Genomic DNA, 24,353 nt, shown 5'->3' with positions numbered 1-24,353 from the left:
ATAAATTAAATGAAAGGAAACAAGGATGGAATAGTGATCATAGTTGCCATAGTAATTATCATGGGTTTGGGCTGGGATAATTTTAAAGGTAGTTATTCTGGATCAGGAGGCGGCAGTTTTTTTGGCACTTCTTCTATAAATAACAGCCCTCAAAATTATGAGGAAGAAAAAGAAGCTTCTACTGCAATCGAGCAAATCCAAAATGCTGAAAAAACAGTAGAGGAGATAGAAAAGAAGGTGGGTGAATTAAATAGGTCACCATACTATGGCAAATTTTATCTTTACTCCCCTGCCGGCCTTGGCGATCCCGATCCAAGCAAAGAATATTTTACTCTGAATAACAACCTACAAAAGAATGAGTATGTCGACATCACTGGTTGGTATTTCAAAAGCACTGTGACTAACAATACCGCCGTTATCGGCAAAGCTTCGACTCTGCCATTTCCTTACATTAAAGGCACTGAAAACATAGTAGTGAAGCAAGGTGAGAGTATTTACATCATCAAAGGTTTTTCTCCTATCAATACTTCTTTCAGAACAAACAAATGCACTGGTTACTTTGCTCAAGATAGGACTTTCTATCCATACATAGGAAGACAGTGTCCAAGCGCTGACGATGTCGATTTACCGACATTCTCCAGCGACATGGACGAGAACGACCGTTGCCTCGACTACATTGACCGCCTTCAAGTTTGCACCGAGCCTAGAAACTTAAACAAAATAGAGCCTCCCCTACCTTCAGGTTGCAGAATATATTTAGAAACTAAAATAAATTACAATTCCTGCGTTGCAAATTATAAGTACGATTCCGATTTTGCCGGCAGAGAGTGGTACATATACCTCGAACGCTTCGGCCCGCTCTGGCGGAACAAAAGAGAAACTATCCAGCTCCGCGATCGCGAAGGTCTCCTCATCTCCGAAGTCAAAATTAATTATTAACTCCCCCTCTTAAAATCTCAATTTTTTCATTTATCTTACTTTTAAGCCTAAATTGATTCCCATGTTTCAAAAGGCTACTGTAAGATTGTAAGACATTTATATTTTCACTCTGTGATAAAGCTTTGAGTAATCTTCTTTTTGTACTTGTGCGCAACACTTTGTGATCAACAAAATTTACCCAACCTAGAAAGTCAGTCCCTGAGGCAAAAGTTTGAATAGAAACCTTTTGGGGATGTAGAGAAAGTTTTAAATTTTCTTCCAGAAAATCTGCAATTTTTGGAATAAGCTCGAGTAAATAATCTTTATCTTTATTTAAAATCAGAAAATCATCCGCATACCTAATATAATATTTTATTTTCATTACATGTTTTACCCAAGTATCAAATTCATTCATATAAATATTCACCAATACCTGTGAAGTTACATTACCCAAAGGTAAGCCGAAACCTCTTTGAGTAGAATGGAAACTCTCAATAATTTCAGTAAGTAGCCAGTTTATATTTTGATCGGGTATGTATTTTTCGACAATTTTACACAAAATATTGTGGTCAATGGAAGCAAAAAATTTTCTTATATCACATTTTAATATCCATAGAGTTTTTGAGTGATTCAAAGATTCTTTCTTGGCAAATTTCCTAAACTTATTCATCGCTTTGTGAGTACCTTTATTTACTCGGCACGAATATGATTCTGAATAAAAAGTTTTGTCAAAATGAGGGTAAAGGATTCTGTACAAAGCGCGATGCAATAGCCTATCTCTCACATTAGCTTTGTGAATATTCCTAGGTTTTGGATCAGATATATTGAAAGCAGTATAGGCACCATGTCTATATTTTTTGCTCTCCAAATCCTTATGCAGGGAAACAATATTATCCATCAAGTCGAGAGCAAACTTAGCCACATCTTCTTTATTTCTTTTCCCCGGTATAAATTCTTCCCAAGCTTCGAGTAAATTTTTGATTGAAATGATATCATCATAACTGTGAGCAAGCTGAATTTTCATTCCTCAAATGCTACCCCCCCCGCAGCTCTTTGCCAGTGCTAGAGTGTTTAAAACTTGGGTATAAGGTCTGGCAGGAGATACTTCCTCACATTTCTAAAAGCCACAGGCAAACGATAGGGGTAAAAATAGACAGACTTCTTTTAGAAACTCTCGATCTTACTTTTAGAGCCGCCTACAGCAAAGGAATTCGAAAAATTGAACTGGTATCAGAGGCTATGATAAAAAATGATTTGGCCAAGTTTTTCCTTCTCCTCATGTGGGAATGTAAAATACTTGTAGACAAAAAATATGTAAGAATTTCTCCAGTACTGGTAGATGCAGGCAAAATGCTCTCTGGTTGGAAAGAATATTTAGAAAAGAAAAACCCCTCAGGAGTTAATTCCTTTGGGGAAAACAGATAGTTTCGAGAGAAGAAGCGGTTCTCGACATTCCAGACGTTGTCGTTGCCGAGGTCGTAAGCGTAGAAGTTCCACTGACTGTCATTCCGATTGACATTGACGACCGAGACGCTTTGTACACCCCACCTTCTATAGTCACCACTCATTGAATTCTCTCTGAGTTGATTTCGCCTTTGAAGTTTTTAACTTCTTGAAGGAGTGCACCAACTATTTATTTTTTGAAGCCGACAAAAATTGTTGGCTTTGAATCGCCACCTTTAGAATAACCCAAAGATGCCAGCGTATTCTTATTTATTATAAATGAAATCCCCAGCCTGCCGAAACAGACTGGGGAAGTAAGACCAAGTGTCCAAAAAGATTCAAAGGATCACAGGGTCTTGTTGCGAGAGAAGAAGCGGCGCCCGACAGACCAGACGCGGACGAAGCCGAGGACGTAAGCGAAGAAGAGCCACTGACTGCCAGCCCGAATGACATCGACGACCGAGACGCTACCTTCCCGATTCAGCACCAGAAAGAAGTTGCCCCAGCCGTTCGTGAGAAGGCCTACATCCTCACCTGCCTCTTGCCGCTCGACGAGCTGCTCGATTTGGGTCAAGGTATAGATGTGGAAAGACTCAATGATGAGCCGTGAGAGAACGGCGATACCGTCTTCCATTACACCGAGGAGACTCTGCACCATCCCCAAAAACTTGGATCTCTCGTTGAGCTGACTCACTTGCCCTTGCTCGACCCCCCGTGCTGGCTGAAATTCCGGAAGCAACGAGAGAACGCTGGGGTCGCGGTAGTACTTCTTGCTGTCCGCGAAACACTCCTCCGTCCTCTTCTCCGCCGTCGCCGCGATGGTGATCTTTTTGACTGGAGAGAGAATGTTTTTGATCGTAGTCGCCGCTTCTCGTACTCGGTTTTTCACCGCAATCAAGAAGAGTGAGATTGCTTCTTTGGGATTCCGAATCACCCATTGGGCGTCTTCGATCGGTAGCGGGGAGAATGCGTCTTGGTGCTCGACGAGAACCCCCATTAGTTTCGGTGTCTGTTGTTCGGTCATACCGTTTTTACAGCTCCTTTTTGTGTGAGATCATTGCAAATTTGCCTCTTGGCATTTTCTGCAATCTACATCTAATCATATCATATTTTAACCCAAAAAGCAAACTTATGCCATAAACTCCTTATTTTAAAGGGTGGGGTGAATTATCTAAACAAAACTATCCCCACTGCTACGGCTACATTGAGAGACTCCTTCTTCCCTTTCATGGGGATTTCTACAATTTCATCACACATTTCTAAATCTTTTTTAGAAAGGCCTGTTACTTCATTCCCAAAAACAAAAGCAACATTTTTTGGGTATTTTATTTTTTTATAATTTTTTGAGTATTCACTTTGCTCCACAGCAACTATCTTAAATTTCTGTTTCCCTAATCTTTCCATCTTTTCTTCTTTCAATCTTTGAATTAACTTCTTTAAGGAAGTTAATTTCTCCCACCCCACAAACTCCTCCGCTCCCAAAGCTGATTTTGAAAGAGCTTTGTTTTTTCTGCCAAACCTATCTATGGGAGCGGGAGTGTAACCACAAAGGTAAATTTTACTCACTCCTGCCGCATCGGCTGTTCTAAAAATAGAGCCCACATTTTCATTACTTCTTATGTTATTTAGTATCAAAACAGTATTCATAATGTTATACTAGCCTTATGTTAAACGTATTTCCAGACCTACTGACCTACTCCATGCTCGCTCCTTTTATTTTGAGGCTGGTAGCAGGCCTTATTTTTGTTAACCTCGGCAGCCTAGCTTTCAAAAATGAGAAGGAAAGATGGGTAAATTCTTTTCTGTCTCTTGGTATATCACGCCCACACATATGGGTAAAAATTTTGGGAACAGTTGAAATAGTAGGCGGGCTTCTACTATTTATCGGTCTTTACACCCAGTTAGTCGCTTTAGTTCTAGCACTCCTCACTCTGACCGAAGGTTACATCGAGTATAAAGACCCAAATTTACTTAAACGCAATTTTGCCTTTTACACAATGCTTCTTGCTATCACACTCTCCCTTCTATTCTCCAGCGCCGGCGCCTTCGCTTTCGACCTACCACTATAATTGTCCGCCCGGCAGGAATCGAACCTGCGACCCTCTCCTTAAAAGGGAGCTGCTCTACCGACTGAGCTACGGGCGGATAGAGAAAAAATATACTATAAAATAAGCCAAAACAAAAGGCACCTCGTAAAGTGCCTTTTGCCACATGGATATATAATTCGACCTCGGTGCCTATATAACTCAAAGTTGAAACCAAAAGTTACAAAGAGTATTATGTATGTAACATTTAAGCTTGTGCTCGAGTTATACAAGTACAAGCAAGAAGTTAAAGCTTATATTAAATGAGTGATCTTGAAATATTAGAGCTTTCATACAAACAGCCGACCCAGTTCGCCGAGCTATTCAACCGGCACAGTGGTCGCTTTCTTGCTATAGCAAGGAAAATGACTCATTCAAAAGACGAGTCTGATGACATAGTCCAGGAAACATTCGTTCGAGTTTACAAACATGGCAAGAAATTTCTCGAAAACGAAAGTGGCAAGAAAAATTTCAAACAATGGTCAAACGCCATTCTGAAGAACTGCATCCTCGACCAAATAAGGAAGAGGCGCACAAAGGAAATCCCTCTATCGGAGGAAATCGTAAGCGTAGTCGCTGTCGAAAGCGATGCTGAAGTGCGAGAGAGTACCAATTATGTTCGTTCTATTCTAGGCAGGATAGACAGGGGCGCCTCTGAAATACTAAATTTACACTACATGCTTGGCAAATCTTTCAAAGAAATAGGTAAACTCCTAGGCATATCGAGCGCCGCCGCCAGAGTACGCGCCCATAGGGCCAAAAAAGAATTCGTCGAAATGCACAAAAGCTTCGACAAACCTCTATATAAAACATTGAATTAATATGAACATCGAACTCCAAACTCGCGTCATGCGACGCATTTACATAATCTACGGTAAAAATTTTGTTATGAAAAATGCAGAGTATGCATTGCCTTTAGCTTTTGCTTTTTGGCTTTTTTCTTTTGTCTCTATTCAAAATGTTGTTCAGAACTTGCCCAAGGATAATCTTGAAGGAGCCTTAAATTTTATTCTCGCTGCAGTCAAAAATACTGAGGCTGTTTCCCAAATCATCCTGGCAGCCGTTTTTGCTTGGAGTATTGTCAGTCTATCTCGTTTTACTTATCGTAATACCAGCTTTATAAAAAATATAAATTTTCTCCGACTTAGATACTAGTTTAGATGGTAAGGAGAGTTTTTTCCAAAGCCACATCGAGGTCCTCACCTCCCATACGCGCAAGGTGATAAATAGCTACAAGCGAGTCGGCGAAATTTTGTAATTTTAATTTTGGCCAATTCCTCAAATCTGCTTTAGCTTTTTTATGAACAAAGGGATGAATGCCTATTTCTTCTGGAAGAGCAGTCTCTGATGCGATCATATCTCTCACCTTTCCCCACACCCGTGAGTGCAGTTCCTCCGGTCCCACTCCAAAACCTCTCGCTTTTACATATTCTATCCAGGCCTCTTTAGCACTCCCCTTGCCTACAGCATCCCCCAAAGCGAAGGGACTGTAGCCCGCCACTTCTTTCCCTTTCTTCTGCCAACTATTTTTCTTCTCTTCTCTCAAATCAAAAATCTTTGCTTCAACTTTTTCAAAGACTTCTATCATTTCTTTTTCTGTCTCACCTTCCACTATAAAAAACTTTTTTGAGGAACCATTCATCCTTAGCGCAAATCCTGCCATCAAATTCCTAGCTTCCTCATTCTCCAAAACACTTTCAAATACGATAGCTTCTGCATCACTTCCGAACAAAGAGCTCGACTCAATAAGCCCCCTCACCATATCAACCTCCCACGACAGGCTATCTATCTTCAAAATACTCTCCCCTTTCGCCACTTTAGCGATTTCTCTATCTACCCCTTCTTTATTCGCTCCGATTATTAAATACAGCATTTTATTTCATCTCTCCCCAATTATTACCCACGCTTGAATTGACGATAATTGGTACTCCTCTAATATCGTCAGGTAAAATAACGTCCTGCATTATTTTTTTTATTTCCGGCACCACCTTCTCCACCACGCCTTCCTCTATCTCATACATCAGTTCATCGTGGATCTGCATTGTCAGATACACTTTTCCTGCTAACCCCTCTTTCTCTACCCACTCGTCCACTCTATTCATAGCAATTTTTATGATGTCAGCACTCGTGCCTTGTATAGGCGCGTTTATAGCCATCCTCTCTGCTGAAGCTCGGATGAAAGGTAGTTTGGATTTGATGCCCTCGAAATATCTGCGCCTACCAAAAAATGTTTTGGTAAATCCATTTTTATATGCCTCTTCTTTAGTACTTTCCAAGTACTTAGCTAGGCCAGAAAATTCTTCAAAATATTTATTGTAAAATTCTTGGGCCTCCTTCCTTTCTGTCCCCAAATTTACCCTAAGAGCATTCACCCCCATACCATAAAGTATGCCGAAGTTTATCACTTTGGCTTTTCTTCTCATTTCTTTAGTCACTTCTAGAGGAGCGACTCCAAAAACAGAACTGGCCACGCCCGTATGTACGTCTTCTCCTCTTTTGAAAATATCTATGAGTTTCTTATCACCCGATAAAAATGCAGCGATCCGAAGTTCTATCTGAGAATAATCGAAAGCTACTAGTTTGAAATCTTTGGGAGCTAGGAAAGCGTTCCTTATCACTCTACCTCTCTCCGAGCCGATAGGGATATTCTGCATGTTTGGATTTTTGGAAGCCATTCTGCCTGTAGCCGCTCCGGTTTGGATAAATGTGGCATGAAGTCTATCTTCCTTGTCTAAAAGCTCTGGTATCGGCTGGATATAAGTAGAAAGTAGTTTGGAAAGTTCCCTATATTCCAAAACTAAAGGGATGATAGGGTGCAAATCCCTCATCTTCTCAAGCTCTGATTCTTTGGTCGATTTCGCCCCTCCAGCTGTTTTCTTTTGATTTTTGACTTCTAATTTCAATTTATTAAATAAAACATCCCCCAGTTGCTTCGGAGAACTGATGTTGAATTCCGCTCCCACTTCCTGCCAAATCTTCTTCTGTATCTCGAAAAGCTCATCGGAATATTTTTTGTCCAAATCCCTCAAAAATTTAGCGTCGATAAGCACACCCCTTTCCTGCATCTTTTTTATGACAGGCAGGAGAGGTCTCTCTATCTCTTCAAAAACTTTTTCGCTTTCTCTTTTTTTCATCTCTTTCCATATCTCCTCTTTGGCTTTGGCGAAATCTTCCGTCTTACCAAAAAACAAAATGTCTTCCAAGTTCGGATCAGTCTTATTTGAATCCACTACCCACAGCGCCACCTTCGCCTCCTCCAACTCTTCTCTGTTTATATTTTCTTCAATCTTTTCTTCTTTTCTTATTTCCCCGCCCGAAACGCTCTCGCTATCGAGGCGGGCGGGCTTATTTCCTTGCCCTATTACCGCTTCCAACTTCCCTCCCATACTCCTGAACTCCAGTTCCTGAAAAAGTTTCTTAGCTTTCGCCAAATCCACCCCTTCTTTCCATGTTTTCTCTGGTAGTTTGAAATCTATCGGTGCGTCTCGCCTGATGGTTGCGAGCATTTTACTAAACTCCGCTTCTTCTTTACCCTCTTTCAAAAGTTCTACTATCCTCTTTTTGATTCCGACTTTTTCAAATTTAGCTTCCGCCCCTTTCTTCGCTAATTCTTTATATATATTTTCAATGCTACCAAAATTTACAATAAGTTCTGTGGCTGATTTTTCGCCTATACCTTTTATACCGATAATATTATCCGATGGGTCACCACGAAGTCCTTTAAAATCGGGTAAGAGCTTAGGTTCAAATCCAAATCTTTCTTTTACTGCTTTTTCATCATACAAAATAGTATCTGTTAGGCCCTTTTTTAAGGTATATACTTTTACCCCCTTGCCCACAAGTTGCATCGTGTCCATATCACCCGATGCAATAATTATGTCTACTGGCACTGATATGCCCGATTTTGCTAAATCACCTTTCAATTCTTCTACAATAGTACCGAGTACATCGTCGGCTTCAAAGCCTTCTTTGGAATACACTGGTATGCCAAGGCCTTCGCACAGTTCTTTCGATTTTTCAAGTTGCACCACGAGCGCATCATCAGTTTTTACTCTGCCGGCTTTATAGTCTTTATATACTTCATGCCTGTATGTCGGTTTAGGCAAGTCATAAGCAGCTACGATGTAATCGGGTTTTAGGTCGGCCACTATTTTAAGTACCATCAGGACAAGTCCATAGAGAGCTCCCGTCGGCTCCCCCTTACTCGTCGCAAAGTCAGGCAAGGCGTGATATGCCCGATGGATAATAGCGTGCGCATCAAGCAGGACCAATTTTTTATTCTGATTACTATTGGATTTTAATTTTTCTTTCATTTTCATTCACGTGTTCGAAAAACACTTTGTTATGCGGAGGCATTATTCCTTCTATCCTTTCTGGCCACTCGACACAAATCAAATTTTTGGGGAGAGCTGTTATTTCATACCAACCGAGATGTACCATCTCTTCTTCTTTTTCTATTCTATATGCGTCTATGTGTATCAAATGGGAAAAGATGCTAGAGGGTGAGGTCTTGTATATTTTCATAATAACAAAAGTCGGGCTCTGAACAGTTTCGATAACACCCAAAGCCTCTGCCACATATTTCATAAAAGTAGTTTTGCCCGATCCTAATTCACCATAGAGCCCCACTACTCTCGCTCCTTGATGCTCTCCAAAGGAAAGGGAGCGAGCAAAATCATGAGCAATCTTGGCGGTTTCTTCAGTGCTTGTGGAGAGATACTCTTTCATAAAGGCATTTTAGCACAAAGAAAAACGCCTCGCGCACAGCTCTTTGGCCATGTCGCGAGGCGGTTTGTCCAGCTGTCGGGGGAGGAACTTAAAAGATCGCGTTTTGTTGCTGATTCCCAGCCTGGCGAACATCCCAGAACTGGGTCAAGTTTTGACCCCCGCAGACATTGTACGTCCGCGTGACGGACGTGACAAATGCCCCAGTCTCCGGGTTGTGAGCGGCAACCGTCACGTTGAGCCCGCGGCAGTCTCCCGAAAACTGCCTGAAAGGCAAGTTTGCCTTCTGCCCCTGAACGATCTCTACGGCGACGCTGTCGACCGAAGAGATGGCGTCCACCCGCAGAACAAACGTGGTGATGTTGTTCACGGTGAGCAAGAGTTGGGGTGGAAACAGCCCCCCGCGAATTGGGATCGAGGGGGTATAGATATTGGGCCCTCCCGACACACTCACCTTGGTTAGACAGCCGGTGGATAGGACCATGGCCAAAATGACCACGGTAAAAACCAAAGATTTCGTTTTCATACTAATCTCCTCTGCTATATATTATATCACACCCACTGCTTTTTTGCAAGGTAAACAAAAAATACACCCGATCCCGCATTCCCTCCCCTTAAACAAGGGGAGGGCAGGGTGAGGTCATGTGTTACAATTAATTTATGACTGTTATTTTTAATGAAGAAAAGCAGAATCAGAAGTTGGATGAAATACGCGATGCAGAAAAAGAAGATTTGTCGCGAGAACTTTCTAAAAAATATAGCTTGCCCTATATCGACCTCTCTGTCTCCCCTATCAATATCGACGCTCTGCGTGTAGTGAGGGAAGATGTAGCTCGCAAAGCGGAAGTGGCTCCATTTAACATCGTGGACAAAAGAGTAGCTTTAGCCATATTCTCTCCCAACAATCCGATGACAATCGAAGTGATCGAGGATATGAAGAGACGCGGTTTTATCCCAAATCTTTTTATGTCCTCTAAAGATAGTTTAGAAAAAGTCTGGTTGCGCTACAAAGATCTTTCCTATTCTTTCGAAACCAAATCAGGAGCGATTGATATTTCCAACGAAGAAATACTCTCCATCACTGAAAATGTTCGCCATATAGAAGATGTGAAGAAAATGATCGAGGAAGTTCTATCCCAGAAGAAAAGCTACCGTATATCGAAAATACTAGAAATAATTTTAGCTGGAGCGATCGCTCTCAACGCTTCCGATGTTCACCTAGAACCAGAGGACACTTATGTGCGTTTGCGTTACAGGCTCGATGGAGTGCTGAAAGATATTTTGAACTTCGACAGCGACACTTATAAATTACTTATTTCTCGTATCAAACTAACTTCGGAAATGAAGTTGAACACCAAAGAAAAAGCTCAGGATGGCCGGTTCAGTATCAAGATAAGGGATGAGGAGATAGAAATACGTTCCTCTATCATCCCAGGCGCTTATAGTGAATCAGTGGTACTAAGGGTCCTCAATCCAAACGCTATCTCTGTCCCTCTTGAAGAACTTGGTATCCCCGATAAATTACTGGAAAATATATTGCACGAGCTTCGCAAACCAAATGGCATGATATTAAACACCGGCCCAACCGGAAGCGGTAAAACCACTACTCTCTATGCATTCCTAAAAAAAATACACACACCTGATATAAAAATAATCACCATCGAAAATCCGATTGAATACCATCTTCCTGGAATAGTGCAGACTCAAACAAACGAAAAAGAAGGTTACACTTTTCTCGAAGGTTTGCGCAGCGCCTTGCGTCAGGATCCAGATGTCATAATGGTCGGCGAAATTAGAGACAGCGAAACAGCAGAGATAGCAGTAAACGCTGCCTTGACCGGCCACTTAGTTTTTTCTACCCTACACACTAACAATGCCGCCGGCACATTCCCCAGGCTTGTAGACCTCGGAGTAAACTCAAAAGTTATTACTTCAGCTATAAATATCGCCATGGCCCAGAGACTAGTAAGGAAGCTTTGCCCCGATTGTCGTAAAGAATACATTCCAAAACCGCAAGAAAAAGAAATCGTCGACAAAATACTCTCTGGCGTAAAGGATAGAGTTTTTGCAGATAATTTACATTATGAAAAATTTTTTGAACCTGGCGGTTGCGAAAAGTGTAATATGTCAGGATACAAAGGCAGAATTGGAATATTCGAAGCTATTATTACCGACGAGAATATAGAAAAGATAGTTAGAGAAAATCCAAGCGAACGAGAGATAAATCAAGCCGCCGAAAATCAAGGCATGCTTACCATGAAGCAGGATGGCGTCATAAAAGTAATAAAAGGAGTAACTTCATTAGAAGAGTTGGAGCGAGTAATCGACCTATGGGGATAAAATAATTGATTCGGCACAGTTTATGTGAAGAATTAAACTTATAGAGAAAAAGTGCTAAAAGAAAATCAGCGGCATGAATCTCTAAGCAACACTTTCAATAGTCATCAAAAGTTAAGTGGTTCGCCAAGGATAATTCCAGCACACTCTACCGAAATAGAGTACCAGAATGTCCACGCAGAAACGCTCAAAAAGCCGTAAGGCTTCCGTTGCTTAGAGATTCATGCCGCTGATTGTGAAAGATTCTGGAAAGCAAGAGTTTTATACCTTACAGCTTGCTTTATTTCAACTCGAACAGAAGTATAGCATACTAGCTTAATTATGTCAAGCCGAGATAAAATGAGGCTTTTTTGAGTTATAATCAAGTCTCCATATGGCTAAAAGCACCAAAAAGGAAGAGCGTGAGGAAGGAGCAAGCGGTGATTTTCTCGATCAAACACTGCGCCCCTCGAAGTGGGATGAATATATCGGTCAAGAAACAATAAAGAAAAACGTTCACATTCTTTTGGAAGCTGCCAAAGAACGTAAGCATCCCCCAGAACATATTTTATTCTATGGCCCTCCAGGACTTGGTAAAACCACTCTAGCTCACCTCATTGCAAAAGAGAGTTCATCGCAAATGAAAATTACTTCCGGCCCAGCAATAGAAAAAGTAGGAGACTTAGCTTCTATCCTGACCAATCTTTCTGCCGGAGATATTCTTTTCATCGACGAAATACATCGCCTGAATAAAACCGTAGAGGAAATACTTTACCCGGCTATGGAATCAGGCTCACTTGATATTATTATCGGCAAGGGCCCATCGGCACGCACTATTCAGCTGGAGCTCCCTCCTTTCACTTTGATTGCTGCCACCACTCGCATCGCTATGCTCTCTTCCCCACTTCGCAGTCGCTTTTCTGGAGGAGTTTTCCGATTAGAGTTTTACACCGAAGAAGAGTTATCAAAAATAATTGAAAGGTCAGCTAAAATTTTAGGTGTATCTTTGAGTAAAGAAGGAGCCAAGAAAATAGCGGGGAGAGCCCGCTTCACCCCAAGAACAGCAAACTATCTTTTGAAAAGAAGTCGCGACTTCGCTCAGGTCTATAAAAAAGAGTTAGATGAGGATGCTATACATGACGCCCTGAAACTCCTAGGCATCGACCATCTCGGATTAAACGATTCCGACAGAAAGCTCCTCCAAGTAATGGCTGATAAGTTCGGAGGAGGCCCTGTCGGCCTCGGCACCTTAGCCGCCGCTCTAGCTGAAGAAGAAGCTACCATAGAAGAATTCAATGAACCTTACCTTCTGCGTCTCGGCCTCCTCGAACGCACTCCCCGCGGCCGCACCCTCACCAAACTAGGTTATGAGCACTTAGACTTGGATTTTCCTAAAAATAAGTTATTTTAAAAATATGTCCGGGCATAATAAATGGTCAAAGATAAAGAATAAGAAGGCGGTTACTGATGCTTATAAGGCTAAAGTTTTTTCTAAACTTGTGAGGTTTATTACAGTAGAATCAAAGAAGGCTAAGGGTGATATAAACTCTCCCGGTCTGCGCACGGCTATAGAAAAAGCAAAAGCTGAAAATGTGCCGAGCGACAATATCGATAGGGCTATAAAAAAAGGTTTGAGTAGCGATAGTGGTGAAATGGAACAAATTACATACGAAGCATACGGCCCAGGAGGATGCGCTATCATCATAGAAGCTCTGACAGATAATAGAAATAAAGCAGCACAAGAAATAAAACACATTTTATCTGAAAATGGTTACGAACTAGCTACACCCGGCGCCGCCTCGTGGGCTTTTACCAAAAGTGCCAGTGGAGAATGGACTCCAAATATAAAAGTAAACGTAAATGAAGCAGACGGAGAAAAACTATCTACTCTAATAGAAGAACTGGAAGATAATGATGAAGTTCAAGAAGTTTACACCAATGCTGAGTGAAGTTAAAAGTAAAATTCTCGGTATCGATCCGGGTTATGGCCGGCTAGGAATTGCAGTCATAGAAAGCATCGCTAGAAAATCGACACTTATTCATTCAGAATGCTTTGAAACAGATAGCAAGCTTCCCCATCCAGAACGTCTAGCTCTAGTTTTAGAAAAAATAATAAAAGTTATAACTAAATACGATCCTGACGTATTAGCCATCGAAACTCTTATTTTTAGTAAAAATGTGAAGACTGCTCTAAAAGTGGCAGAAGTAAGGGGACTAATAATAGCTGAAAGTGCTTCAAGAGGTCTACAAATTTCAGAGCATCATCCAAATGAAATAAAGATGGCGGTTACAGGATATGGCAGGAGCGACAAAAAACAAATTATTTTTATGCTGGAGAAAATATTAAAAATAACTAAGCATCTGAAATACGATGATGAGTACGATGCCATCGCCATCGCCCTCACCTCCGAAGCGCTTATCCACAACTTTAAGGAAAAAGTATTTGAAAAATAATTTGATTGAAGCAAAATAAAAACACATTAGAAGTTAGAATAAATTTAAACATGCCAGACGAAGAAAAAGATTTAGGAGAAATTGATCTAAATTTACACGATGCAGAAGGTGACGATCTAGGTGATCTAGATGATGATGAAGAGGAGGAAGAGGACCCTAGCGAAGACGAAGAAGAATAAAAGTTTTCTTACCTATTTTTATTTTTCTCTCTCTTCCTACGGCTTCATTTGGATCAGTGATTTTTGTGTCAGGTAAACTTGTTTGGTCAGAAACAGCTCCAGCTTCCACAAGCCTCCGGTATTCAGTCTTGGATGTTACAAGCCCTTTCTCTGTCAGTACATCAATAAGTTTCTCCTCCTTATCTGCCTCTACTACCACCGCATCTTCTGGAAACTCCCCTTTAGAAAAAGTGTTTTCAAATTTTGCTAGTGCTTCTTTTGCTTTCTCTTCATCGTGCAACTGCCCGATGATAATAGTAGCGACGCGTTTTTTCAAATTCATAGCGTCTTTATCTGTATTAAAACCATTTATTTCTTCTGTCGATATATCTGTCAGTAGATTAAACATAGGTATAACGGCATCATCACCCAAGGCCATAATTTTACCAAAAAGATCAGCTGGTTCATCTGTTAAACCGATCACATTACCCTCGCTTTTACCGATTTTTATTCCCTTAGAATCAGAAAGAAGCGGGGTTGTCATGACAAATTTATCTTTACCTTTCATAGCTTTGAGTAAACTCCTACCAGCAAGCATATTGAAAGTCTGATCGGTGCCCCCCAATTCCAAATCAACCTCCATCTCTACAGAATCGTAAGCTTGGAGTAAAGGGTAAAGAAACTCTCGAACATTTATAGACTCTCCGTTTTTCAAACGTTCCTGAAACATATCTCGCTCAATAAGCTGTTGGACTGAGAAATGCTCGGCTATATTTAGAATGTCTGTTTTTGTTAATTTATTTAGCCAATCACCGTTATACAAAATTTTAATTGGATTCGGCCCGTCAAAACGCACTATTTTGGAAGCTTGCTCAAGATAACCTTTGGCATTTTCTCGAAGTTCTGAACTGGTAAAAAATTTCTCTCTTGTTTTCTTTTTGCCAGTAGGATCTCCCGCCTCTCCAGTACCATCACCAATAAGAAAAACCACCTCATGTCCCAAGTCTTGCCACTGCCTATGCTTACGCAAACCGACCATGTGACCTAGATGAAGTTTGTCTCCGGTTGGATCAAAGCCTTGGTAAAGTTTTATTTTCTTGCCACTCTGCAAAACTTTCTCCAATTCCTCTTTACTAGGGTAAATCTTCGCTACCCCACGAGTAAGTAATTCTTCTATTTTCTCCTTTTCATTCATACAAAAACTCTATCATAAAAGGCTAATTCTTGGTATAATCGCATTTACATGAATCTCCGTATTTTTTACTTTAAACACCGCCATGGGCTCAAAACAGCCGCTATTTTTTTATTAGGTTGCGCTTTGCTTATAGGAGCAGTAGCCATCCTTTGGATTTCAAGCTTCAAAGTACCTTCTCTCCAAGCTATCCAGGAACGCAGAGTGGCTGAATCGACCAAAATATACGACTCTACCGGGAATGTCCTTCTCTACGATGTATCACAAAACACTAAAAGGACGGTTGTACCGATAGAGGAAATTTCCGATTATGCTAAAAAGGCCGCCATAGCAATAGAGGATCAGGATTTTTATAATCACAAAGGAGTGAAGCCGACCTCTTTTATAAGAGCGATGCTCGTCAATTTGACTTCACTCTCTTTCAGCCAAGGTGGCTCCACCATTACTCAACAGGTGGTTAAAAATTCTATTCTGACAAATGAGAAATGGATATCAAGAAAACTAAAGGAGTGGGTGCTTGCTATCCGACTGGAGAAAGTTCTTTCCAAAGATGAAATCCTTTCCATGTACTTAAATGAAATTCCGTACGGAGGCACCATGTACGGCATCGAGGAAGCTAGCGAAACCTTCTTTGGTAAAAACGCTTCGGAATTAAATCTGACTGAAGCCGCTTATGTTGCCGCTATTCCTAAAGCTCCTACTTTTTATTCGCCTTACGGTAAAAATCGCGACAAACTAGAAGCAAGAAAGAATTTAGTCCTGGCCGAAATGCTAGAAACAGAAGTAATTTCGGAGGAAGAATACAACAAATCAAAAGCTGAGGTGATCGAGTTTAAACCAAAAGAGGATTCGAGTATTAAAGCTCCTCATTTTGTTTTCTATGTCATGAGTCACTTGAAAAACAAATACGGTAACGACGTCCTGGAAAAAGGAGGCCTCAAAGTCAAAACTACTCTAAATTATGAACTGCAGGTGATGGCTCAGGATATCGCTCACGATTATGCTCTCGAAAATGTTATCAAGTTTAAAGCTGAGAATGCTGCTCTCACCGCTATCGACCCGAAAACTGGAGGCATCTTAGTCATGGTCGGCAGTCGCGATTATTTCGATCCTGAAATCGATGGGGCTTTCAATGTTACTTTGGCCAAAAGGCAACCAGGCTCCACCTTCAAGCCTTTCGTCTACTCTGTCGCTTTTCAAAAAGGCTACACTCCGGAAACAATTCTATTTAATGTTAAAACCCAGTTTGCTACCGCTTGTGCCCCCGATAATCTTACTAGTCTAAACACTTGTTATTCCCCCGACAATTACGACCTCAAATTTACTGGTCCGATGACTATAAGGAATGCTTTGGCTCAATCAGTAAACATCCCTGCAGTGAAAGCTCTATACCTAGCAGGAGTGCAGGATTCTATAAGGCTAGCTCGCGACATGGGTATGCAATCCCTCTCAAACAGAGGCGACTATGGCCTCACCCTCGTTCTCGGAGGTGGCGAAGTTACTCCACTTGAAATTACTTCAGCTTATTCCGTCTTTGCCAATGAAGGTATGAGGAATGAAGTCAATCCGATATTGGAAATCACTGATAAACAAGGAAACATTGTGGAAAAACTAGAGCCTCATCCGACTCAAGTTTTGGAAAAAGAGATTACTCTCAAAATTTCCGACATTCTTTCCGATAATGAAGCTAGGGCTCCCGCCTTTGGTGCTTCTTCCTTCCTCCATTTTCCTTCTCAAGATGTAGCTGTCAAAACCGGTACCACCAACGACTATCGTGATGCCTGGATCATCGGCTACACTCCCTCCATCGCTGTCGGTGCTTGGGCTGGCAACAATGACAACTCTCCGATGGATAAACAAGTAGCCGGCTTTATCGTCGCTCCCCTCTGGCGCGCTTTTATGGATCGAGCTCTTCACTTCTATCCCAACGAATCTTTTGAAGAACCAACTCCGGAAGATACTACTTTACTAAAACCAATATTAAGAGGAGTGTGGCAAGCCGAAGGTGGGAGTGAAGGAGTACATTCGATTCTATACTGGGTAAATAGAGCTGACCCTCGAGGTCCAAAGCCAGAATTCCCTCAAAACGATTCTCAATTTGCCAACTGGGAATACGGCGTTCAAAAGTGGCTTCAGGAGAATAGTTTCATCCAATCAACTGTAAACTTCCAAGGCCAATAGCTATAAAACTCCTATTTCTAGGCTTATTTTATAATTTTGCACAATTTGCTATTGACATATAGCTTGTATTCTGCTATACTTTAGGACAGAGGAAAGGAGGGTTAGCCCAATGCTAAACCCGAATGGTTCAGGAACGTCGCCCCGCTACTTGCGGAGCAAAGGCCAGCATGGCCAGGATCTCATCGAATACGCCCTGATGGCCGGTTTCGTGACCGTCGCCGCGGCCTCAATAATGCCGGGAGTAGCGGCGTCCATCAAAAACATCATGGGAAGGATCGAGAGTGCCATGTACGGCGAGACACCGATCAAGGCGGCCATCGCGATCGACGATGACTACGTGATGATTCGCATCATCTCTGCAGTTCTAGCTGTGATGTTTTTGGGATTCATCGTCCTGCGCCGCAAAAAGAACGTCGAGTAAATCCCGCCGGCGGCACATTCGTTGCCGCCACAAGCCCTGCCAAATCCCCTCCAAAAAAAGTTCCCGCCAACAGCCCCGCGACCGTCAAAAGTCGCGGGGTCTTGCCTTATGTAGTTTTTAAAAAGATTATCTAATCTCTTTTACTTTAAAACCAGCAGAAGTGAGTTCGGAGATGATTTTGTCTTTGCGCATATAGAGTTCGTTTCGGATGATGGGAGTTACGGAAAGGCGAAGGACGCCTTCTTCGAGAGTAAAATTATTTGGAGTGAGGTTTATACCAGTAACTTTTTTAATAGCATTTGTAATCCCCTCCTTCGAGGCCGCACTCTCTTCTTGTATTTTTGCAAACTTCTGAAAAAAACTTTTAATGTTTAACATATTGTTTCTTCCCCGCTTTACCTCCCCTGCTCAAAGGGAGGTCGACACGATAGTGACGGGTGAGGTCTATCTATTCATCGGCATCACCACATAGCTAAAACTTTTATCCCCCGCCCCCTGTATAATCATCGGCTTCCCGGCTCCAGAGAGCTTAAGCTCTAGGCTATCCGAATCAATCGACTGCATACAATCCAGTATATATTTATGATTAAAACTTATCTCCATCTCTTCCCCCTCTATTTTTGCCGGCACATCCTCCGTGTATTCCCCCACATCATTATTTTTGGTGGCAATGGTAAACTTCCTGTCTTTCGGATTTACTTTGAACCTGACCTGGTTAAACGCGTCAGAGAACACTTGGGCCGAGCGTATGGTCGAAACAAAATCATTTTTGAGTACAGTGACAAAAGTATCCGATGATTTAGGGATGATCTGTTTGTAATCAGGAAACGAGCCTTCCACAATTCGCGATACCAGGAAACCGTCAGTAAAAGTAAAGCTGACCTGATTTTTATCAAAAGATATTTTTATTTCTTCATCATAACTCTCTATGATTTTTATAATATCTGGAATATTTTTAGAAGGTAGGAGTATAGATTGGAAGTCGGTAGGTTTTTTATAGTGCACCTTTTTCTCCGCCAAACGGAACGAGTCAGTGGAAACAAAAAGTAGTTCCTGTTCCCCCGGAGCAATGTATACACTTGAGAGTTCTGGTTTTATGCTGGAATTTGAGGCGCTGTACCAAACCGATTTTATGCCATTTATAAATTCTTTTGGCTTTATCGTTGTTTCTTTACCAGAAGAAACCTTAGGAATCTCTGGGAAATCTTCACTCGGAATACACTTGATAACACTTGAATTGTTCTTGGTCGAAACAGAAAGATTTCCATTATTCAAAGCCAGAGTGAGAGTAGAATCGTTTTTGATAGAAGAAAGGAAACCAAGGAAAACCTGGGCCGGTACTGCCACTACTCCACTTTCTTCACATTTTACTTTCAAACTGAGTTCCAACCCAATATCCAAATTAGTTGATTTTACTTTCAACATTCCATTTTCTTTATCCACAGTCATATACACACAAGAAAGTACTGGTAGGGAGAGATTTTTCCCTGTAGCTCTTACGGCTTTATCGATTATTCCGAAAATTTGTTTTACTGTAGTTTCGATTTTCATCTCTTTTTAATTAATTATTCAAATAAAAATTTATTAAGCCTTATTATGGGTGTGTATATGTGGATATCCACTAAAAATGTTTAATCCAAACGTTTTTAATGGATATAACTTATTTTTGAGTTGGGTATTGTTTTGTGGAAACTGTGAATCTAACATTTTTATTTTTCTATAATCCAATTATATTAATTTTTTTAAACACCTTATACACATTTTATCTTCAGGTTATCATCGATCTTATCTGTTGAATTTCTTTTACCAATAAATCATTCGACTTGATATCGTTTTTTATTTTTTCGCAGGAGTGGATTACAGTGGTGTGATCACGGCCACCGAGCTTTTCCCCTATAGATGGGTAGGAGATGCTGAAATCTTCTCGTAGTATGTACATTATTATCTGCCGTGGCTTGATGATCTCTTTTTTTCTAGTTTTCTCATATATACTTTCCTCGTTTATTTTATAGAAGTCGGAAATTATTTTTATTACCTCCTTATATGAGAGGGTCTTTTTTGGTTTAGTGTTGTTCTTTATCAGATCTCTTATTTCGTTAAAATTAAGTTCCCTTTTCTTTAGCTCAGTCTGGACCACTATGGAGTTTATTATTCCTTCTATGTCTCGTATGTTGCCCAACACCTCTTTAGTCAGGAAATCCAGGGTTTCTTGGGAAGGCATGAAGCCAGTCGAGGAAAACTTCGATTTGATTATAGCCATACGCGATTCGTGGTCAGGTTCTGGTATATCGACGATCATGCCTCCGCCAAATCTGGATTTGAGGCGAGCTTCTATATCTGGGATCATGTTTGGATGCTTGTCTGAAGAGAATATTATTTGTTTGTTGTTATCGTGAAAGGTATTAAAAAGGTGGAACAGTTCCTCTTGAGTCTTCTCTTTGTTGGAGAAGAACTGGATATCGTCCATGATGATGACATCGTATTTCCTGTATTTTTCTTTAAAAAGGTTTACTTTGTTTGCTTGGACAGAATTTATGTAATCTACTGAAAATTTTTCCGAAGTGGTGTAGAAAACTTTCTTTGAGGGGTAATTGTTTTTCACGTAGTTTCCTACCGCTTGTATCAAGTGAGTTTTGCCGTGGCCAGTTGATCCGTAAATGAAGAGTGGGTTGTAGGCGATACCTAAATTTTTGATTACTGCTTGGGCTGCCGCGTTTGCCAGTTCATTAAATGGCCCCACAACAAATGATTCGAAGGTGTAACGCGGATTTAGGTTGTCCTCCTTGTTGATATAGAAATCGTTGAGAGGCATAGCTCTAGTGGGAGAGACGATGGGTTTAGCTGGTATGGTATTTTTCTTCCTTTCGTCTTTGGAAACCATGTATTCCACTGAATGTACTCCTGGGGAAAGAGCTCGTAGGGTTCGCAATATGGTTTGATGAAACTTTTTGAGAAGCCATTCTTGAACGAAGGTGTTTGGGACTGACAGAAAAACTACACTTTCCTCGAACCTCAATATATATGTATCCCGGAACCAGGTAGTGAAGTTAGCCTTTGAGATAGACGCTTCCAATTCTTCTAAAGTTTTATCCCAAAGTTGTTTTGTGTCCATCATAACGTGTTTGAAGATTTCTTCTTGAAACCAATTATATATAAGTCTAACTTTTTTCAAACTTGTTAAAATCTTAAATGCTGTTTATAATGTGTGTATAAGCATTAGTACGGTAATGAAAGAATCAAATTAAAGATCATGTCAATCACCTATCAACCAAAAAAAAGGAAAAGAGCAAAAGCCCATGGATTTCTAGTACGAAAAAGGACGGTTGGCGGAAAGAAAGTGGTCCTGGCTCGCCGCCGCAAAGGGAGGAAGAAGCTTTCGGTTTAGTTTTAACCACAATGTTACCGAAGACAAGGAGAATCCCTCGCAACCTTTGGCCTTCCAGTCGACCCGGCAAGGTCTATAAAGGACAACTATCTTCCCTCTATGTTTTCGAAGGTAAAGGACATACAAGGTTCGCAGTCTCTATTTCTAAAAAGACAGCCAAAAGGGCTGTCGATAGGAATAGGATAAGGCGTTGGGGTTATAGGGCTTTAAGCGAATTTATGTTAAAAATAAAACCTGGTTTTCTTTTTAAACTATCATTTTATAACGTTCCTATAGAGTATAAAGAAGTAGAGCAAGAAGTAAAAACCCTCCTATTAAAATCACATGATATCCTTCTTTAAAATAATAATTTATACTCCCCTCTATAATGCCTTAGTCTTTATTCTTGATGTCTTGCCTGTGGCTGACATAGGTCTTTCTGTCATAGTTCTTACTCTTCTCGTCAAGGTCATTCTCTACCCTCTCGCGAAGAAAACCTCTGTTACTCAGCTTCAAATGAAGGAACACCAGAGTGAGCTTGATGAAATAAGAGAAAAGTATAAGGACAATAGAGAGGCGCAGGCTCTGAAGACGATGGAGTTTTATAAAAAGTATAAAATCAATCCATTTTCTAGTTTTGTCACCATTCTTATCCAAATTCCCATTATTTATTCTCTCTATCACATATTTACTTACGCCGGTTTTCCTTCGGTAAATAGTGAAATGCTGTACTCTTTTGTTCAGGCGCCAGAGGTGGTCTCTACCAATTTTCTAGGCCTCATAGATGTGGCAAGTAAAAATATTTTTTTAGCTTTTCTTGCCGCGATCACCAGCTTTTTCCAGATGAAAATTACTACCCCGTCTCCTTCCCCTGTTGTTCCAGGTAAGAAGCCTGATTTCAAAGACGATCTTTCCCGTGTTATGTCTATGCAGATGAGGTATTTCCTTCCAGCCATAGTATTTTTTGTCTCTTGGCGTATTTCTGGTGTAGTTGCTCTCTATTGGGCCGTGTCCAATCTTCTTGGTATTGCCCAAGATCTTTGGATAAAGAAAAGGTTAAATTTCCAAAAGCCATAACGATTGATCCTCTTTGTTTAGGAAAGAGGCGTATCGCCCGTCTTTAGAAATCATCATTTTATCTACATTTATTTTTTCATCCGTTTCTTTTTCTGGGTCGGATATAGGAGTTACAGTTTTTCTTTCTATATCTATCATGTCGACGAAATCGTTTGTGCTGAGTATCCCCTGGTACCAAGCATCAGGGTAATTACCGGAAGGTATTACTTTGGGTATACCACAAATCAAAAACAATGTATTTCCTTTCCAAGCACACTTTTCACTAAAAGTTTTTACCAAAAGATCTGCTGCTGTCTCTGAAGAAGCTGTATTGATGGATAGTAAGAAGGGAGAGCTTCCTCCAGAAGAGGTCAAAATATATTTACCATCTCCTCTTGTGAGGGCGCTCCCTCCCATGATTCCCCCGAATATCTTGCTTGTAGATTTGTTTGTTGGATTAAGTAAATAGCCGAATGATTCAGAACCGAAACTAGCTTTAGTTGTAAGTAGTATCGAATTTGTTCCAAACCACTCTATTGTCCATTCTGCTACAGTGCCACTATAAACCAGAGATGGGTTGGTGCCATCAGGATTAGCTAAGAAACCTTTCATTCCGGCCTCGGCGGTGTAATAAAATATTTTTTTACTATCAGGACTGGGAGCTATTTCTTCTATGTCTGAAGGTAAATTTGAGGTCACTGTTTCATAGCGAGTCGTGATTTCACTTGAAGTAGCTGTGCTCGATCTAAGTCTAATATAAGAAGTTTCGACAAATCCGCTCTCTCCTGCTTTTTGGGTCAGAAAGCCGCTTCCATCAGGTAGCCAAATGGCCCTGTTTATTTTAGGTATGGTAGTATTTGTAATACGACTTATTGTAGAAGAGTCAGAACGAGCCTCGTATACGTTTCCAGTACTTTTGTAAACAAATCTTACGATTGTAGTTGAACCGGAATTCAATAATACTGCTCCAGCTACAGGCTCGTTTGAAATTTTTCTAAGTTTAGGCAATTTTGTTTCTCCATCATTGGTAAAATTTGTTTCTGGTCCCACTTCTTCCTCGTTTGTATTCTGTGTTTCTACGAAATCAGTCTCTGGATTACCAAAGGGGAAGAAATTTCTTAAACTAAACCCTCTTTCTTCCATCGGAGTGCTACTTTTTTCGGATGACAAAACCAAAAACGCCGCTAGTCCCACCATCACGACTATTCCCAATATTAAAATTTTCTTTTTAGTGGACATTATTTTTCTACATGAAAGTGTGGACCGGTAGCATTTTCGTTATAAATTGCAGTTACCCCCAATTTTGCCCATTCTGCCACATGTTCTTGGCTAGTCACTTCGAAAGAAACAACAGAAAACTGACTTTGTTTTGCTTCACGTATAAAGATATTAATCTCATCGGCTCTATCTTTGTTAAGAGTCAACATGTTATCTATTTTTGCGTCAAAACAAGTGCCATTATTATGACATGGATCTCTGTGGGTTCCCGTGGGTGGATTACCTTCGCTTATCCACCAATTAATACCGTTATTATCCATACCAAAATCTAATGAAGTTGTTTGAGGTATAATACCGGCACTTAAGTTTGTTCCCGTATTTCTGAACTCGATGCTTCCATCGGTAACGTGTATGCAGTCGTTACAACTGACTGTCGCAGCAAGTGTGCCACTTGTAACTGCGGCTTCTGGTACATTGACCGTTCCCACATTCAAATCAAATGTTAGGAGGCGGGGGTTTATGGTGTAGAGAATAAGCCAAGAAGCGATTATCATGATAAGCCCATACACCGCACTTTGGATTTGTTTCTTTCCTTCCGACTTACCAGCAATGGCGTCAGTGGTTATGTATTGGAAACCGCCAAAAATTATTTTAGTTACGGCGATGACTGCCGCCAGACCTATAATCAAATTAAAAATACCAGGAATATAACTTTGTAAGTCAGCTTTCTCCCCTCTATTACCAATGGTTGTACCAGGTAACGGAGCAAGCACTTTGTACTCCAGTTGTTGTCGTTGTTGAGCAAGTTTAATCATTTGTATAA

The 24,353-nt window shown here is 40.8% G+C and carries 28 protein-coding genes and 1 tRNA gene; 15 read left to right on the top strand and 14 right to left on the bottom strand.

The features are described 5' to 3' along the window. The first annotated feature begins 9 nt into the window (after nt 1-9). Nucleotides 10-939, top strand: coding sequence for a hypothetical protein (locus VJH67_02270; GenBank protein ID HEY4515992.1), 930 nt, complete (start codon nt 10-12; stop codon nt 937-939). Here VJH67_02270 and VJH67_02265 read toward each other — a convergent pair. Continuing rightward, nucleotides 929-1,942 (bottom strand): reverse transcriptase/maturase family protein, encoded by a 1,014-nt coding sequence (locus tag VJH67_02265; protein HEY4515991.1) that lies wholly within the window; start codon nt 1,940-1,942, stop codon nt 929-931. The two genes, VJH67_02270 and VJH67_02265, sit on opposite strands and share 11 nt — an antisense overlap. 35 nt (nt 1,943-1,977) lie before the next feature. Here VJH67_02265 and VJH67_02260 point away from each other — a divergent pair, with 35 nt between their 5' ends. Next, nucleotides 1,978-2,343 (top strand): four helix bundle protein, encoded by a 366-nt coding sequence (locus VJH67_02260; protein ID HEY4515990.1) that lies wholly within the window; start codon nt 1,978-1,980, stop codon nt 2,341-2,343. A gap of 364 nt (nt 2,344-2,707) precedes the next feature. On the opposite strand, the gene VJH67_02255 is transcribed toward VJH67_02260, so the two are convergent. Next, nucleotides 2,708-3,385, bottom strand: a complete 678-nt coding sequence (locus tag VJH67_02255) for a hypothetical protein (GenBank protein ID HEY4515989.1) — start codon at nt 3,383-3,385, stop codon at nt 2,708-2,710. Nucleotides 3,386-3,528: 143 nt separating this feature from the next. After that, entirely contained in the window at nt 3,529-4,008 is a 480-nt protein-coding gene (locus VJH67_02250; GenBank protein HEY4515988.1) for a TrmH family RNA methyltransferase, read from the bottom strand. Nucleotides 4,009-4,025: 17 nt separating this feature from the next. Between VJH67_02250 and VJH67_02245 the strand changes: the two genes are divergently transcribed. Then, the gene (locus VJH67_02245) at nt 4,026-4,430 is read left to right on the top strand and encodes a DoxX family membrane protein (GenBank protein HEY4515987.1); all 405 of its coding nucleotides are present in this window, start codon (nt 4,026-4,028) and stop codon (nt 4,428-4,430) included. 3 nt (nt 4,431-4,433) lie between these two features. Here the strand turns inward: VJH67_02245 and VJH67_02240 are convergent. Continuing rightward, nucleotides 4,434-4,506 (bottom strand) — tRNA-Lys (locus VJH67_02240). A 202-nt stretch (nt 4,507-4,708) separates the two neighbouring features. Here VJH67_02240 and VJH67_02235 point away from each other — a divergent pair. Beyond that, the gene (locus tag VJH67_02235; protein ID HEY4515986.1) at nt 4,709-5,266 is read left to right on the top strand and encodes a sigma-70 family RNA polymerase sigma factor; all 558 of its coding nucleotides are present in this window, start codon (nt 4,709-4,711) and stop codon (nt 5,264-5,266) included. A gap of 1 nt (nt 5,267) precedes the next feature. Continuing rightward, complete coding sequence (locus tag VJH67_02230) at nt 5,268-5,600, top strand: hypothetical protein (protein ID HEY4515985.1); 333 nt, start codon at nt 5,268-5,270, stop codon at nt 5,598-5,600. A 1-nt stretch (nt 5,601) separates the two neighbouring features. On the opposite strand, the gene VJH67_02225 is transcribed toward VJH67_02230, so the two are convergent. From VJH67_02225 to VJH67_02210, 4 genes are all read right to left on the bottom strand, one after another. Then, nucleotides 5,602-6,318 carry a hypothetical protein gene (locus VJH67_02225; protein HEY4515984.1) on the bottom strand — a complete coding sequence of 239 codons (717 nt, stop codon included), beginning with the start codon at nt 6,316-6,318 and terminating at the stop codon, nt 5,602-5,604. Nucleotide 6,319: 1 nt separating this feature from the next. Beyond that, a complete protein-coding gene (locus tag VJH67_02220; GenBank protein ID HEY4515983.1) occupies nt 6,320-8,764 on the bottom strand; it encodes a DNA polymerase in 2,445 nt (814 codons plus the stop codon). Beyond that, nucleotides 8,733-9,173: a tRNA (adenosine(37)-N6)-threonylcarbamoyltransferase complex ATPase subunit type 1 TsaE gene (gene tsaE, locus VJH67_02215; GenBank protein HEY4515982.1), complete on the bottom strand. Its 441-nt coding sequence runs from the start codon at nt 9,171-9,173 to the stop codon at nt 8,733-8,735. The genes VJH67_02220 and tsaE overlap by 32 nt, the downstream gene beginning before the upstream one ends. An 88-nt stretch (nt 9,174-9,261) precedes the next feature. Then, nucleotides 9,262-9,696: a hypothetical protein gene (locus VJH67_02210; protein HEY4515981.1), complete on the bottom strand. Its 435-nt coding sequence runs from the start codon at nt 9,694-9,696 to the stop codon at nt 9,262-9,264. Nucleotides 9,697-9,830: 134 nt separating this feature from the next. Here VJH67_02210 and VJH67_02205 point away from each other — a divergent pair, with 134 nt between their 5' ends. The 5 genes from VJH67_02205 to VJH67_02185 all read left to right on the top strand — a co-directional run bounded on the left by VJH67_02205 (nt 9,831) and on the right by VJH67_02185 (nt 14,119). Continuing rightward, nucleotides 9,831-11,510 (top strand): GspE/PulE family protein, encoded by a 1,680-nt coding sequence (locus tag VJH67_02205; GenBank protein HEY4515980.1) that lies wholly within the window; start codon nt 9,831-9,833, stop codon nt 11,508-11,510. Between the two features lie 370 nt (nt 11,511-11,880). Then, the gene (gene ruvB, locus VJH67_02200) at nt 11,881-12,897 is read left to right on the top strand and encodes a Holliday junction branch migration DNA helicase RuvB (protein ID HEY4515979.1); all 1,017 of its coding nucleotides are present in this window, start codon (nt 11,881-11,883) and stop codon (nt 12,895-12,897) included. 4 nt (nt 12,898-12,901) lie between these two features. Next, complete coding sequence (locus VJH67_02195; protein ID HEY4515978.1) at nt 12,902-13,435, top strand: YebC/PmpR family DNA-binding transcriptional regulator; 534 nt, start codon at nt 12,902-12,904, stop codon at nt 13,433-13,435. Beyond that, on the top strand, nt 13,425-13,940 hold the full coding sequence (gene ruvC / locus VJH67_02190; protein HEY4515977.1) for a crossover junction endodeoxyribonuclease RuvC: 516 nt from the start codon (nt 13,425-13,427) through the stop codon (nt 13,938-13,940). The genes VJH67_02195 and ruvC overlap by 11 nt, the downstream gene beginning before the upstream one ends. A 50-nt stretch (nt 13,941-13,990) precedes the next feature. Next, nucleotides 13,991-14,119 carry a hypothetical protein gene (locus VJH67_02185; GenBank protein HEY4515976.1) on the top strand — a complete coding sequence of 43 codons (129 nt, stop codon included), beginning with the start codon at nt 13,991-13,993 and terminating at the stop codon, nt 14,117-14,119. On the opposite strand, the gene tyrS is transcribed toward VJH67_02185, so the two are convergent. Continuing rightward, a complete protein-coding gene (gene tyrS / locus VJH67_02180; protein ID HEY4515975.1) occupies nt 14,097-15,293 on the bottom strand; it encodes a tyrosine--tRNA ligase in 1,197 nt (398 codons plus the stop codon). The genes VJH67_02185 and tyrS overlap by 23 nt on opposite strands. Before the next feature lie 48 nt (nt 15,294-15,341). Here tyrS and VJH67_02175 point away from each other — a divergent pair, with 48 nt between their 5' ends. Both VJH67_02175 and VJH67_02170 read left to right on the top strand, forming a co-directional pair. Next, on the top strand, nt 15,342-17,471 hold the full coding sequence (locus VJH67_02175) for a transglycosylase domain-containing protein (GenBank protein HEY4515974.1): 2,130 nt from the start codon (nt 15,342-15,344) through the stop codon (nt 17,469-17,471). Nucleotides 17,472-17,580: 109 nt separating this feature from the next. Next, complete coding sequence (locus VJH67_02170; protein ID HEY4515973.1) at nt 17,581-17,892, top strand: hypothetical protein; 312 nt, start codon at nt 17,581-17,583, stop codon at nt 17,890-17,892. Nucleotides 17,893-18,018: 126 nt separating this feature from the next. Here the strand turns inward: VJH67_02170 and VJH67_02165 are convergent, their stop codons facing one another. From VJH67_02165 to dnaA, 3 genes are all read right to left on the bottom strand, one after another. Then, on the bottom strand, nt 18,019-18,270 hold the full coding sequence (locus VJH67_02165) for a hypothetical protein (protein HEY4515972.1): 252 nt from the start codon (nt 18,268-18,270) through the stop codon (nt 18,019-18,021). Between the two features lie 66 nt (nt 18,271-18,336). Continuing rightward, a complete protein-coding gene (gene dnaN / locus VJH67_02160) occupies nt 18,337-19,443 on the bottom strand; it encodes a DNA polymerase III subunit beta (protein ID HEY4515971.1) in 1,107 nt (368 codons plus the stop codon). Between the two features lie 217 nt (nt 19,444-19,660). After that, nucleotides 19,661-21,064, bottom strand: a complete 1,404-nt coding sequence (dnaA, locus tag VJH67_02155) for a chromosomal replication initiator protein DnaA (GenBank protein HEY4515970.1) — start codon at nt 21,062-21,064, stop codon at nt 19,661-19,663. Nucleotides 21,065-21,142: 78 nt separating this feature from the next. On the opposite strand from dnaA, the gene rpmH reads away from it, so the two are divergent. Genes rpmH through VJH67_02140 form a run of 3 tightly spaced genes read left to right on the top strand, consistent with a single transcriptional unit; the run spans nt 21,143 to nt 22,333 of the window. Next, nucleotides 21,143-21,277 (top strand): 50S ribosomal protein L34, encoded by a 135-nt coding sequence (rpmH, locus tag VJH67_02150; protein ID HEY4515969.1) that lies wholly within the window; start codon nt 21,143-21,145, stop codon nt 21,275-21,277. An 11-nt stretch (nt 21,278-21,288) separates the two neighbouring features. Further along, on the top strand, nt 21,289-21,618 hold the full coding sequence (locus VJH67_02145) for a ribonuclease P protein component (protein ID HEY4515968.1): 330 nt from the start codon (nt 21,289-21,291) through the stop codon (nt 21,616-21,618). Beyond that, complete coding sequence (locus VJH67_02140; GenBank protein HEY4515967.1) at nt 21,602-22,333, top strand: YidC/Oxa1 family membrane protein insertase; 732 nt, start codon at nt 21,602-21,604, stop codon at nt 22,331-22,333. Before VJH67_02145 ends, VJH67_02140 begins: the two co-directional genes overlap by 17 nt. Here the strand turns inward: VJH67_02140 and VJH67_02135 are convergent. Continuing rightward, on the bottom strand, nt 22,313-23,551 hold the full coding sequence (locus VJH67_02135) for a hypothetical protein (GenBank protein ID HEY4515966.1): 1,239 nt from the start codon (nt 23,549-23,551) through the stop codon (nt 22,313-22,315). The two genes, VJH67_02140 and VJH67_02135, sit on opposite strands and share 21 nt — an antisense overlap. Continuing rightward, nucleotides 23,551-24,345 (bottom strand): pilin, encoded by a 795-nt coding sequence (locus VJH67_02130; protein ID HEY4515965.1) that lies wholly within the window; start codon nt 24,343-24,345, stop codon nt 23,551-23,553. The genes VJH67_02135 and VJH67_02130 overlap by 1 nt, the downstream gene beginning before the upstream one ends. Nucleotides 24,346-24,353: the final 8 nt, after the last annotated feature.

Source organism: Candidatus Paceibacterota bacterium, from assembly GCA_036517255.1.
In the GTDB taxonomy this organism is placed as follows: Bacteria; Patescibacteriota; Minisyncoccia; order Phycocordibacterales; family WO2-35-19; genus DATDXE01.
Note: the sequence above shows the minus strand (reverse complement) of the source record. Positions and strands in the feature narration are given on the sequence as shown.

Bases quoted from the DNA above. Each gene is read 5' to 3' on its own strand.
- VJH67_02245 (HEY4515987.1), top strand. From the start codon at position 4,026: ATGTTAAACGTATTTCCAGACCTACTGACCTACTCCATGCTCGCTCCT.
- VJH67_02235 (HEY4515986.1), top strand. From the start codon at position 4,709: ATGAGTGATCTTGAAATATTAGAGCTTTCATACAAACAGCCGACCCAG.
- ruvB (HEY4515979.1), top strand. From the start codon at position 11,881: ATGGCTAAAAGCACCAAAAAGGAAGAGCGTGAGGAAGGAGCAAGCGGT.
- VJH67_02145 (HEY4515968.1), top strand. From the start codon at position 21,289: ATGTTACCGAAGACAAGGAGAATCCCTCGCAACCTTTGGCCTTCCAGT.
- VJH67_02270 (HEY4515992.1), top strand. From the start codon at position 10: ATGAAAGGAAACAAGGATGGAATAGTGATCATAGTTGCCATAGTAATT.
- tsaE (HEY4515982.1), bottom strand. From the start codon at position 9,173: ATGAAAGAGTATCTCTCCACAAGCACTGAAGAAACCGCCAAGATTGCT.
- VJH67_02130 (HEY4515965.1), bottom strand. From the start codon at position 24,345: ATGATTAAACTTGCTCAACAACGACAACAACTGGAGTACAAAGTGCTT.
- rpmH (HEY4515969.1), top strand. From the start codon at position 21,143: ATGTCAATCACCTATCAACCAAAAAAAAGGAAAAGAGCAAAAGCCCAT.
- VJH67_02185 (HEY4515976.1), top strand. From the start codon at position 13,991: ATGCCAGACGAAGAAAAAGATTTAGGAGAAATTGATCTAAATTTACAC.
- VJH67_02195 (HEY4515978.1), top strand. From the start codon at position 12,902: ATGTCCGGGCATAATAAATGGTCAAAGATAAAGAATAAGAAGGCGGTT.
- VJH67_02265 (HEY4515991.1), bottom strand. From the start codon at position 1,942: ATGAAAATTCAGCTTGCTCACAGTTATGATGATATCATTTCAATCAAA.
- VJH67_02175 (HEY4515974.1), top strand. From the start codon at position 15,342: ATGAATCTCCGTATTTTTTACTTTAAACACCGCCATGGGCTCAAAACA.
- dnaN (HEY4515971.1), bottom strand. From the start codon at position 19,443: ATGAAAATCGAAACTACAGTAAAACAAATTTTCGGAATAATCGATAAA.
- VJH67_02140 (HEY4515967.1), top strand. From the start codon at position 21,602: ATGATATCCTTCTTTAAAATAATAATTTATACTCCCCTCTATAATGCC.
- tyrS (HEY4515975.1), bottom strand. From the start codon at position 15,293: ATGAATGAAAAGGAGAAAATAGAAGAATTACTTACTCGTGGGGTAGCG.
- VJH67_02210 (HEY4515981.1), bottom strand. From the start codon at position 9,696: ATGAAAACGAAATCTTTGGTTTTTACCGTGGTCATTTTGGCCATGGTC.
- ruvC (HEY4515977.1), top strand. From the start codon at position 13,425: ATGCTGAGTGAAGTTAAAAGTAAAATTCTCGGTATCGATCCGGGTTAT.
- VJH67_02220 (HEY4515983.1), bottom strand. From the start codon at position 8,764: ATGAAAATGAAAGAAAAATTAAAATCCAATAGTAATCAGAATAAAAAA.
- VJH67_02225 (HEY4515984.1), bottom strand. From the start codon at position 6,318: ATGCTGTATTTAATAATCGGAGCGAATAAAGAAGGGGTAGATAGAGAA.
- VJH67_02205 (HEY4515980.1), top strand. From the start codon at position 9,831: ATGACTGTTATTTTTAATGAAGAAAAGCAGAATCAGAAGTTGGATGAA.
- VJH67_02255 (HEY4515989.1), bottom strand. From the start codon at position 3,385: ATGACCGAACAACAGACACCGAAACTAATGGGGGTTCTCGTCGAGCAC.
- VJH67_02165 (HEY4515972.1), bottom strand. From the start codon at position 18,270: ATGTTAAACATTAAAAGTTTTTTTCAGAAGTTTGCAAAAATACAAGAA.
- VJH67_02170 (HEY4515973.1), top strand. From the start codon at position 17,581: ATGCTAAACCCGAATGGTTCAGGAACGTCGCCCCGCTACTTGCGGAGC.
- VJH67_02135 (HEY4515966.1), bottom strand. From the start codon at position 23,551: ATGTCCACTAAAAAGAAAATTTTAATATTGGGAATAGTCGTGATGGTG.
- VJH67_02230 (HEY4515985.1), top strand. From the start codon at position 5,268: ATGAACATCGAACTCCAAACTCGCGTCATGCGACGCATTTACATAATC.
- VJH67_02250 (HEY4515988.1), bottom strand. From the start codon at position 4,008: ATGAATACTGTTTTGATACTAAATAACATAAGAAGTAATGAAAATGTG.